The organism is Kitasatospora sp. NPDC059827 (assembly GCF_042731675.1).
GTDB lineage: Bacteria > Actinomycetota > Actinomycetes > Streptomycetales > Streptomycetaceae > Kitasatospora.
The window spans coordinates 1-7,594 of the sequence record NZ_JBHWIV010000156.1 but is presented as its reverse complement, the minus strand read 5'-3'; the positions used below and the strand labels follow the sequence as shown (position 1 = coordinate 7,594).

Below are 7,594 nucleotides of genomic sequence, written 5' to 3'. Positions count from 1 at the left end.
GAACGAGGCCGACAGATCCCGTTGAGGACCCGAGGTCAGTCAGGAGGCGAGTCAGACCTGCCCGGGAACCGCTCATGAACATCCTCACTGTCAGGCGTCGACCCGGCCGACCAGGTCGTAGCCGGCCTCGTCGATGGCGGCGGCGAGCTCGGTGTCGGCCAGCGGGCCGGTGCTGTCCACGGTGACCCGGCCGGTGGCGAGGTCGACCGCGACCCCGGTGACGCCGGCGACCTTCTCCAGCTCAGCGGTCACCGCGCCGACGCAGTGGCCGCAGGTCATGCCCGCCACCTGGAGGACGGTGCGCTCGGCGGTGGTGGCGGCGGGAGCCGCGGCCGCGCCGGTGCCGCACGAGCCGCAGCAGGAGCCCTCGGCGGCGGACGGCTCGACGGTGACGGTGGTCTCGCTCATGGTGTGCTCCTGTCGTCAGTGCGTTTGTCGTCAGTGCGTACGACGCCTTCCGGAGTGTCCCGGGCGGCTGCTTCGATGATGAACATACCATACCCCCCTAGGGTAAGCAGAGGGTCTTGGAGTCGGACCTAGGGGGCCGGGAACGGGGGCCCTACAGTGGACGGTGGGGACGCACAGGAGACGTACGGAGCGGGGGGCTGCGCCATGTCATGGATCTTCGGGAGGAACCAGCCGTCGAAGCGGGCACCAGGCGTGGCCGACCTCGACGAGGCCAAACCCTGGACCAGGCCGCCGAGTTCGGTGTCCGGAACGGATCCCGCGGCGGACCGCGCGGCCGCCGAGGACCGGGCCTGGGTCGACAAGTGCCTGCGCTGGTGCGTGGCCGAGTTCGGGGAACAGGCCGTGCGGTACCCGTTCGCCCTGCCCACCGCCGACTTCCTCCCGGGCGGCCTCGCCGAACTCACCGGCCCGGCCCGGGAGTCCAGGATCCGGGACTTCGTCGACCGGGTCGGCGCGGTGATGGGTGCGGACACCGGCGCCCTCGATGTCCGGTTCTTCACCGCCGACCAGGGCCGCGCCGGCAAGCGCCGCACCGTCGGCCACTACCACCGCACCGACGGCCGGGACGTCATCGAACTCGACCTCGGCCACGCCGACCGCCCCGCAGCCCTCGCCGCGCTCATCGCCCACGAACTCGGCCACCTGCGCCTGATCTCCGAACGACGCCTCAGGGCCCGCTGGAGCGAGGCCGACGAGGAGAAGCTGACCGACCTGGTCACCGTCTACCTCGGCATGGGTGTCCTCACCGCCAACGCCGCCCACAGTTACGCGACGTCCCGGCGCGGCTTCTCCGTTCTCCCGATGGGCGACCTGACCAGCCGGATGCTCAACGGCGCGGCCTCCGACGACGGTGTCATCCACCTCGGCTACCTCACCCCCGACCAGTTCGGCCACGCCCTCGCCCGCTGCGCCCGGCTGCGCGGCGAGACCGACCCGCCCTGGGCCCGCCACCTGGAACCGGGCATCCGCGCCGTCGTCCGGCGCACCCTGGCCGAAGGGGAGGAGCGGCCGGGCGTCAGTGGACGGTGACCTGGATGCTCTTGGTGACGTCGCACCTCAACTCCGCACGGTTCGGTGCGTCGGGCCGGCAGTCCCACGCATTGCCGAACGCCCAGGTCAGCGTGGTGGTCCCGGCTCCCAGGGCGGTGAAGGTCCGGTCGAACTCCGGGGCGCAGCCGGGTACGGGCGGATTCGTCGAGCAGGGGGTGAGGACGAAGTCCGGGCCGCTCTGCAGCACGGCGCCGTCGCCGGCCGAGCTGAGGTACCAGAGCTTCGGCAAGGCGCCCCCCGTGGTCCTGACGCCGAGCCGCTGTCCGACCGCGAGGGACACCGTGCTGGGCGGGTACGGCTCTGTGGCGTCCCCGGCGGTCGCCACGGCCGGAAGGGCCACCTCCGTCTCCGGACGGGTGGCGGTGGCCATGGGGGCGGCGGTGCCGGCGGCGGGGTCGGACCACCATCCGGCGGAGTAGGAGAGGAGCAGCAGCGCGACGGCCAGCAGCACCACCACATCCCTGATGACTCGGCGCAGCAGTGGTGTCATCGGTTCTGGGCTCCTGTGGTTCGACGGACCGCGCTCGGACGCTCGTGGACACGCCGCATCAGCCCGCTTCCTCCCGGACCTGGCGGCGCATGGTGATGAGCAGGGCGACCTCGGCCAGCCAGCGGGCGAACAGGACCTCGCGCCGGAGGTCCGCCCCGCCGGCCGCAGCTGCGCGCAGCCAGCCGCGGACCAGTTCGCCCTCCGCCCGGCCCGTCACCGGCTCGGGCAGGTCGAGCGCGGCGGTGAAGCCGCCGGCGCGGACGTACTGGGCCAGGAACCCCAGCGGGTACGGCCCGATGCGCAGGGCCTCGGCCTGGTAGGAGGCGGCGATCGCCGCCTCGCCGAAGAGCACCCGGCGCGGGACTCCGTCGATCAGCAGGCCGCGGGTGATCGCGGCCTCGACGTCGTAGCCGGTCATCAGCTCGGTGTCCGGGAGAACGTTGGTCATTTCGGCAGCTCCGCGCCGTAGGGCCGGTTGATCTTCGTGGTGCCGGTGAGGCCCCCGTCGCTCATGTGGTTGTGGATGAACTGGTCCTCCGTCACCCACACCGACTGGCCCCACGGGTTGTAGACCTGCAGTCGGTCGCCGTCCCGGGCCACGATCACCATCTGGTGATAGTGGCCGTCGTTGCCGGCGGCCTTGCTGGCTTCGTCATAGGCGCAGAACGGCACCGGTTTGCCCTCGTCCAGGGCCTTCTCGATCCGGGTGACGGCCGCGCGCCGGTCGTCATCGGTGTTGAGATCGACGTACTCGTAGGTGGAGCCGGTGGCCTTCCCGAGGTTCTGATCGGCGAGGAAGGTGTTGCCCTTCGGGCCGATCCCGCCGCCGTTGTCCGGGTAGATCTTCTGGCTGCCGTCGGCGAGCTGGCCCTGCTGGTACTGGCCGATGAAGAGCTGTTGGAGGCGTTGTTTGAAGTACTCGGGCGCGTCGGCTCCTGGAACGTCGGGCATGTTGCCGGTGGTGACCTGGAGCATCGTCACCGGGTCGAGCTTGAGGCTCGCGACCATCGTGGAGGCGGCCACGCAGTCGCCGACCGTGCGCTGGCTGTAGATGTCGAAGCCGTCGAGGACCTGGGCGCCCTTGTAGGTCAGCTGGATCGGTTGAGTGGTGGACTCCTGCTGGGCGGGGTCCGAGCCCAGGGCCGGGACGAGGTGTTCGGACAGCCAGACCGGGTCGTCGCCGTGGGGGTGGATCTGGCCGGCGAACTGCTGGATGTCCGGGATCGAGTGGCCGGCGGCCAGGGCCTTCCAGAGGTAGGCGGCCTCCTCGGGTGACTTGGCGCCGGACACCAGCTTCTGGAAGGCGAGTTGGTCGGCGCCGCTCATCACGGACAGGGACTGTTCGGCGCGGTCGAGCTGGTTGGCCGAGAGGATGTAGTCGCCGTCCGCATTGCCGCCGGGCCCCTTCTCGTTGGCCATGACCAGCGCCGCGAGCGGGTCGACCGTCCCCTGCCCGGCCCGCTCGGTGCGGGCCTTGGCGGCGAGCTGGTTGAGCAGGCTCGCGGTGCGGGTGCCGCTGCTCTCCGCCGCCTGGGCGGCGGCGATCCGGGTGCCCACGGCGGTGTTGGCGGGGTCGATGGCGGCGATGGCCTTGCCGATGTCGAGCATGTCGTGCGCGAGCGACTTCTGCACGTTCTCCAGCGCGGTGATGCCCTGCGCGTCGGTGTTCCGGGCCGCTTCCAGCGCGTCCGCCCAGGCGTTCAGCTGGGTGGACGCCTGTTCCAGGGTCTTCTGGGAGACGGTCAGTTCGTTCGCCAGCGCCTTGATGGACTGGGTGGCGTTCTGGGCGACCGATCCGGTCCAGGCGTTCGGCAGCTCCTTGTCGGCGACCGACCCGAGGTCGGTGGACGCCTTGGCGTAGGCCTTGGCGGTCTCCGCGTACTCCTTGGCCCGCTCGCGTATCGTGCCCGGGTTCCCGGCCGGCCCCGGTACGGCCAGGGCCTTGTCGATCGCGCCGATCAGGGCGATGCCGACGTAGAAGCCGGACCCGGGGCGGGTGATGGCCTGCTGCGCCTTCTGCAGGTCCGCGACCTTGCTCATCGGGACCCGGCCGGGGTCAGTGACGTGGCGACCTTGGTCTCCGCGGCGCGGTAGTTGGCGCCGGTCGTCGACATCTTCTGGACCAGTTCCGTCACGGCCCGCTGGGTGACCTGCAGTTCCTGCGCCCACTTGGTGTCGAAGCCCGACCATGCCTGGTCCACTCCGAACTCGCCGAAGTCGGCGGCCGGGTGCACCGCCTTCGCGGTGTAGGCCTGGCCCGCCGACGTCAGGTCGGTCGCGACGTTGCCGAGTGCCGTCGTCACGCCGTCCAGTGCGTCGGGATGGACCGTGTAGCCGCTCGGTTGATCCCCCATCGACCGCTCCCCCTCCTGCAGTTGACCGCTCGCCGTGGTCGGACGAGCACGACCGATGAGCATAGACGCATCCGGGGGAGGTGCGGTTGCGGAGCCGTGCCGGTCGGCCCGGGTGTCGGCGGGCCGGTGATGATCCTGGTGCTCGCCCTGCTGTTCCGGCTCCTCCTGCGCGACCGGCTGCTCCAGGAGGCCCGCGAGCAGGCGGAGTTCGGGCGGGCGGGTTCGATGGAGGGCCACGCCGCGATGGACATGTCCGTCGCGGGGGAGGGCTCGTTCGCCCGGCGGCTGCTCTCCCGGCAGGGCCTCACGTCGGTGTCGCACGTGTTCGTGATGGAGTGGGCCGCGATCCTCCGGGACCTGGTGGTCGGGCTGCTGATCGCCGGCGCGATCGCGGCGTGGGTCCCGGACTCGTTCTGGCAGGCCTTCTTCTTCGCCGACCACCCGCTGGCCGGGAAGCTGTGGGGCCCACTGGTCGGACCGCTGGTGGCGATCGCGTCCTTCGTCTGCTCGATCGGCAACGTGCCGCTGGCGGTGGTGCTGTGGAAGGGCGGGATCAGCTTCGGCGGGGTGGTCGCGTTCATCTTCGCGGACCTGCTGATCCTGCCGATCCTGAACATCTACCGGAAGTACTACGGCGCGCGGACGGCGCTCTTCCTGCTCGGGACGTTCTACACGGCGATGGTGGCGGCCGGGTACGTGGTGGAGCTGCTGTTCGGCGGGCTGGGACTGGTGCCCGACCACCGGGACGCGGAGATCCCGATGGCGGGCGTGGAGTGGAACTACACCACCTGGCTCAACATCGCCTTCCTGCTGCTGGCTGGGGTGTTGCTCGTCCGCTTCCTCCGCAGCGGCGGCCGCGCGATGCTGCGGATGATGGGCGGCAGCCCGGACGCGGAGGGGCGCGGGGGGCACGAGCAGCACCGCGGCCACCACTGAGGCGGGCGGGTTCAGACGGGCGGGAGCAGGTCGCTCTCGCTGACGGTGTACGTCAGCGGGGGATAGGCGAAGTCCGTCTCCTGGTTCTCGCGGCGCCGCAACTGGTAGAACTCGCGGCGCTGGTCGTCGTCGGCCGAGGTGAGGCGGGTGCCCTGGGGGAGGTACGGGTGCCCGTCGTCGCGGAACCGCAGGACGGTCTTCGAGGTGCGGAAGGTCAGGCCCAGCCAGACGTTGTCCGTCGCGGGGACGGGCTTGTCCAGGACGATCCGGTGCCGGAGGCGGCGGTTCGACTCGACGGAGAACACGACGACGCCGTCGTGGGTGAGCGGGAGCTCGAACCGTTCGCCGCCGACCGGCTCCTTCGACTCGACGATCAGCTTCCTCGGCGGGCCCGCGTCGGGGTCCCGGTAGCAGGAGAAGACGGCGATGAACGAGCCCTCGGCCAGGTCGAGGGCCTGGTCGGAATGGGCGCCCATGGTCGTGTAGGCGTTCGTGTAGCTCTCGAAGAGGGCGTTGTCGAAGGCGAGCGGGAGCCCGGCGTGCTCCTGGATCCGCTGTGCCAGCCGTTCGTGGACCGGGCGGAAGCGCTGTGCCGGGTGGGCGTACCGGGTGGTGGTGCGGACGAGGGGCACGCCGCCCGTCCCGTCGGGCCTGGTGAGGGTGGTGCCCCGGCGGCCCTTCCCGAGCTCCTCCAGGAGGGCCGAGCCGGACAGTTCGGCGAACAGTCCCGGCTCGGCGGGCAGGGCGTGGGAGCGGACCTGGTCCGCGATGCTAGGCACGAGGGGCACGGTAGTCCCCCCTGTTCATGCTGAACCGGAACCGGTCGCCGTAGTCGACGGCGTCCGAGCTCCGGTTCTCCTCGGCGTACAGCCCGCGCAGCTCGTCCGTCCCGGCCTCGGTCGGCGGCTCCAACTCCACCAGCTCACCGGCGGACTTGAGGAACGTCCGGCCGTCCCGGTGGACGGCCTCGGTCTTCGAGCAGCGCACCACGTAGCCGAGTCGGGTCGGGAGCAGCCCGGCGTCCAGGGCCGAGGGCCGGATCTCGTGGGTGTAGAGGCGGTTGGTGGACAGCGGCATGAAGAAGACCGACCCGGGGTGGAGGGTCAGCTCGAACTGGGCCGGGAGGGCGTCCCCGTGGGCTTCGCGGGCCGAGTCCTTGAGCCGGAAGCGGAGGCTGGTCAGGCCGCTGGTGCGCCCGGTTCCGTGGTCGAAGGGGTCGTCGGCCAGGGGCTGGAGCTCGGCGAGGCCGTCGTAGAAGGTGCAGAAGGCCATGATGCCGTCCGCGGGCATGTCCTTGGTCTTGTCGGCGTGGGACGAGATCTTGGCCTTGGACTGCTTGCGCCCGGGCGTGGCCCGGGTGTTGTGGTAGGTCTGCGCGAGGACGTGGTTCAGCGGCGTGTGGCCGCGGAAGACGGTGGCGGCCTCGCGGTTCAGGGCGTCGACGATGTCGGTGTCGGTCGGGCCGAAGTTCTCCGTCGGGCCGGACAGGTTGGTGGAGCAGCGCAGCAGCCGGAAGTGCAGGTCGTCGCCGTCGCGGGTGACGGGGGTGAGGTAGATCCCGCTGCGGTGGGCCGAACCGGGCTTGTCGGACTCGGTCAGGGACTGGAACGCGTGCTCGGCACGGACCCGGTGGAAGTGGTCGGCCTCGGGCTCGAAGAAGCGGGGGTAGTAGACGCCGGCGCCGTGCACCCGGACGGGGATCCGGCCGAGGCCGACGACGGGCCAGGGGGCGTCGGCGTGGTCGGTGGAGAGCTCCCGGACGACGAACACGCGGGCGGCGGGGGCGAGTCGGCGGCCGTCGAGGGCGGAGATGTCGCCGGCGAGGTAGAGGGTCTTCCCGGCGAGGTCGGTGGAGGCGAGGTCCTCGGGCCCGATCGTCGCCCCGAAGAAGTCGAGGTTGCGCACCGTCGGCGGTGCGACCAGGACGTTGTGCGCATCGTCCAAGCGTGCTTCGCCGTGGCCCGTGGTGTCCGTCGTCGTGTCCATCGGTCGCTACCTGCCGTTCGCTGCCCTGGGAGGTGCGCGGGACGTCGGGCGGGCCGACTTCTCGCGCAGGCATGTTCAGGTGGTGGGGAGTTCGCCGGCCGTGACGGCGGCGGCGAAGGACACCCATGCCTCGGAGGGGAGGACGAACGCGGGGCCGTCGGGGTTCTCGGGATCGCGGACCGGGACGAAGCGAGGCGCCGGGGGGTCCCCCGGGGGCGCCCCCCGCCGCCCGGTCCCGGGGCGTATAAAAAAAGTAACCGGGCGGCGGGGTATGGGGGGTTGATATAGGGGGGGGGCGGGGGAATTAAAA

Annotated in this window: 9 protein-coding genes and 1 pseudogene; 2 read left to right on the top strand and 8 right to left on the bottom strand. The window is 71.3% G+C overall.

The window, feature by feature from the left end; translation table 11 throughout:
• Positions 1-90: 90 nt before the first annotated feature.
• Positions 91-408: a heavy-metal-associated domain-containing protein gene (locus ACFV8H_RS40830; protein WP_380409775.1), complete on the bottom strand. Its 318-nt coding sequence runs from the start codon at positions 406-408 to the stop codon at positions 91-93.
• A 204-nt stretch (positions 409-612) separates the two neighbouring features.
• Between ACFV8H_RS40830 and ACFV8H_RS40825 the strand changes: the two genes are divergently transcribed.
• Positions 613-1,497, top strand: a complete 885-nt coding sequence (locus ACFV8H_RS40825) for a hypothetical protein (RefSeq protein WP_380409773.1) — start codon at positions 613-615, stop codon at positions 1,495-1,497.
• On the opposite strand, the gene ACFV8H_RS40820 is transcribed toward ACFV8H_RS40825, so the two are convergent.
• Genes ACFV8H_RS40820 through ACFV8H_RS40805 form a run of 4 tightly spaced genes read right to left on the bottom strand, consistent with a single transcriptional unit; the run spans position 1,484 to position 4,362 of the window.
• A complete protein-coding gene (locus ACFV8H_RS40820) occupies positions 1,484-2,008 on the bottom strand; it encodes a hypothetical protein (protein ID WP_380409771.1) in 525 nt (174 codons plus the stop codon). The genes ACFV8H_RS40825 and ACFV8H_RS40820 overlap by 14 nt on opposite strands.
• A gap of 58 nt (positions 2,009-2,066) precedes the next feature.
• Complete coding sequence (locus ACFV8H_RS40815) at positions 2,067-2,456, bottom strand: hypothetical protein (protein WP_380409769.1); 390 nt, start codon at positions 2,454-2,456, stop codon at positions 2,067-2,069.
• The gene (locus tag ACFV8H_RS40810; protein ID WP_380409767.1) at positions 2,453-4,048 is read right to left on the bottom strand and encodes a hypothetical protein; all 1,596 of its coding nucleotides are present in this window, start codon (positions 4,046-4,048) and stop codon (positions 2,453-2,455) included. Before ACFV8H_RS40810 ends, ACFV8H_RS40815 begins: the two co-directional genes overlap by 4 nt.
• Positions 4,045-4,362 carry a hypothetical protein gene (locus ACFV8H_RS40805; RefSeq protein WP_380409765.1) on the bottom strand — a complete coding sequence of 106 codons (318 nt, stop codon included), beginning with the start codon at positions 4,360-4,362 and terminating at the stop codon, positions 4,045-4,047. Before ACFV8H_RS40805 ends, ACFV8H_RS40810 begins: the two co-directional genes overlap by 4 nt.
• A 114-nt stretch (positions 4,363-4,476) precedes the next feature.
• Between ACFV8H_RS40805 and ACFV8H_RS40800 the strand changes: the two are divergent.
• Positions 4,477-5,298 (top strand): annotated as a pseudogene (locus ACFV8H_RS40800) (permease); the annotation flags it as partial.
• Between the two features lie 11 nt (positions 5,299-5,309).
• Here ACFV8H_RS40800 and ACFV8H_RS40795 read toward each other — a convergent pair.
• The 3 genes from ACFV8H_RS40795 to ACFV8H_RS40785 form a co-directional block, all read right to left on the bottom strand.
• Positions 5,310-6,077: a hypothetical protein gene (locus ACFV8H_RS40795; RefSeq protein ID WP_380409763.1), complete on the bottom strand. Its 768-nt coding sequence runs from the start codon at positions 6,075-6,077 to the stop codon at positions 5,310-5,312.
• Entirely contained in the window at positions 6,070-7,284 is a 1,215-nt protein-coding gene (locus tag ACFV8H_RS40790; RefSeq protein ID WP_380409761.1) for a hypothetical protein, read from the bottom strand. Before ACFV8H_RS40790 ends, ACFV8H_RS40795 begins: the two co-directional genes overlap by 8 nt.
• A 75-nt stretch (positions 7,285-7,359) precedes the next feature.
• Positions 7,360-7,530 carry a DUF397 domain-containing protein gene (locus tag ACFV8H_RS40785; RefSeq protein ID WP_380409777.1) on the bottom strand — a complete coding sequence of 57 codons (171 nt, stop codon included), beginning with the start codon at positions 7,528-7,530 and terminating at the stop codon, positions 7,360-7,362.
• Positions 7,531-7,594: the final 64 nt, after the last annotated feature.

Bases quoted from the DNA above. Each gene is read 5' to 3' on its own strand.
- ACFV8H_RS40825 (WP_380409773.1), top strand. From the start codon at position 613: ATGTCATGGATCTTCGGGAGGAACCAGCCGTCGAAGCGGGCACCAGGC.
- ACFV8H_RS40790 (WP_380409761.1), bottom strand. From the start codon at position 7,284: ATGGACACGACGACGGACACCACGGGCCACGGCGAAGCACGCTTGGAC.
- ACFV8H_RS40830 (WP_380409775.1), bottom strand. From the start codon at position 408: ATGAGCGAGACCACCGTCACCGTCGAGCCGTCCGCCGCCGAGGGCTCC.
- ACFV8H_RS40815 (WP_380409769.1), bottom strand. From the start codon at position 2,456: ATGACCAACGTTCTCCCGGACACCGAGCTGATGACCGGCTACGACGTC.
- ACFV8H_RS40805 (WP_380409765.1), bottom strand. From the start codon at position 4,362: ATGGGGGATCAACCGAGCGGCTACACGGTCCATCCCGACGCACTGGAC.
- ACFV8H_RS40810 (WP_380409767.1), bottom strand. From the start codon at position 4,048: ATGAGCAAGGTCGCGGACCTGCAGAAGGCGCAGCAGGCCATCACCCGC.
- ACFV8H_RS40820 (WP_380409771.1), bottom strand. From the start codon at position 2,008: ATGACACCACTGCTGCGCCGAGTCATCAGGGATGTGGTGGTGCTGCTG.